Annotated in this window: 1 protein-coding gene; it reads left to right on the top strand. The window is 79.1% G+C overall.

Features of this window, described 5'->3' with window-relative positions; translation table 11 throughout:
• Positions 1-111: 111 nt before the first annotated feature.
• Positions 112-1,830 (top strand): FHA domain-containing protein (locus tag BZY54_RS48715; protein WP_143668476.1); only part of this gene is annotated, 1,719 nt, incomplete at its 3' end.

Here is a 1,830-nt window from a genome sequence, read left to right as displayed (position 1 = left end):
GGCGGGCGGGTTGTCAGTGGCAGGTGCGAGGATGTGCTCCCAGTGACTGGCCGACGTGCTCGTGTGGGGTGGGGGGAGTCCGCGCCCGCGCAGAAGGGACCGCTGACGGCGATGCAGATCCGGCTGACCGTCGTAGACCCGCTGGGCCCGCCTGCGGCGGCCGGGGGCCGAGCCGCGAGCTGCGACGTGCTGGTCACGGCGCCCGCGGGCACCGCCCTGGCCGCGGTGGCGTCGGCGCTGGCCGCGGCGGTCGCCGGGGACGGCGGAGCGGGGTCCGAGCGGGCCGGCCGCGAGTCCGGGGCGGGACCCGTGGTCCTGTACGCGGGGGTGGAGCGGCTCGACACCCAGCGCTGCACGCTCGGCGAGCCGCCGCTGCTGGACGGCGCGGTGCTGTCCCTGGGCGCCCCCGCCGAGCCGGAGCCGCACCCCGAGCTCGACGAGGCCCCGACCCAGCTGCACGTGGTCGCGGGGCCGGACGCGGGAGGCGTCCATCTGCTGCACGGCGGGCAGATCACCGTCGGCCGTTCCGCCGATGCCGACGTCCCGCTCGACGACCCCGACGTCTCCCGCCTGCACTGCGCGGTGACGGTCTCTCCCGACGGCCGCGTCTCGGTCGTCGACCTGGCCTCCACCAACGGCACCGTGCTGGACGGCCGGCCCGTGGGCTCCCATCCGGTCCGCTTCGCCCCGGGCGCCCTGCTGCGCATCGGCGAGTCGGCCCTGCGTCTGACCCCGGCCGCCGGACCGGCCGCGCGGGTGGCGACGGCACCGGACGGCGAGGGGCATGTGCGGGTCCCCGGCGGCGACGGCGCGGCGGGTCCGGCGGCGGGCGCACCCGACGTGGCACACGCGCGCGTGCCCGACGCCGTGAGCGGTACGGGAACGGTGTTCGGCACGGGCACGGCCTTCGGCACGGGCGCGGGTGCGGGCACGGCCTTCGGCATGGGTACGGCTCCGGGCATGGGCGTGGGTAGGGCCCCGGCCGCGCAGGAGCACGGGCCGGTCGAGCCCCCGGTCCACGCGCAGGGCCAGGCGCCTCGACCCGAGAGTCATGACGGGCAGACCCGGGCGGGAGGGTTCGCCGGGGATCCCGACGGCGCCGTCGAGGGGCGCGGGCGCAAAGGGACCCCCGTGCGGGGCACCGACGTACCGCAGGGCGTGCGCCGGCGCGGCGGGCTGGGCGCGTGGGCGCGACGCCTGGCCGGCGGGCGCGGCGAGACGGCGGCGGCCCGCGGCGGGGCGTACGACGACACGGCGGCCCACGCGTCGGCGCAGGGCGCCCCCGAGGGGTACGCGGCACGGCAGCTGCCGGAGACCTGGCCGGACCCGGCGGCACTGCTGCTGACGGCCCTGGGGCCGGGGCCGAGGCTGTGGGAGCGCCGGCCGGGACACCCCGAGGCGCTCACGGTCCGGCTGGGCACGGCCGACCGCCCCGCACCCGACGGCTCGGGGCGGCTGCTGCCCGCGGTGCCGGTGACCACCGGCCTGCGCGAGGTGGGGGCACTGGGCCTGGCCGGACCGCGTGACCGCCTGTCCGGGCTGACCCGCGCCGTGCTGGCCCAGCTCGCCGCGCTGCACTCCCCCGACGCGCTGGAGATCGTCCTGATCAGCACCGACCGAGCCCGCCCGCTCCAGGAGCGCACGGCCGAGTGGTCCTGGCTCGGCTGGCTCCCCCATGTGCGGCCGGGACACGGCCAGGACTGCCGTCTGCTCCTGGCCTACGACCGCGACCAGGCCACGGCCCGCACGGACGAACTCATCCGCCGCCTGGAGGACCACCTCGCCGAGACCCGGGAAACCGCGGCGACCCCGCCCCCGACCCCGCCGGCC

The sequence above is a fragment of the Streptomyces carpinensis genome, assembly GCF_002154505.1.
Lineage (GTDB): Bacteria > Actinomycetota > Actinomycetes > Streptomycetales > Streptomycetaceae > Streptomyces > Streptomyces carpinensis.
The sequence above is the reverse complement of the archived record's forward strand: the minus strand, read 5'-3'. Positions and strand labels throughout refer to the sequence as shown.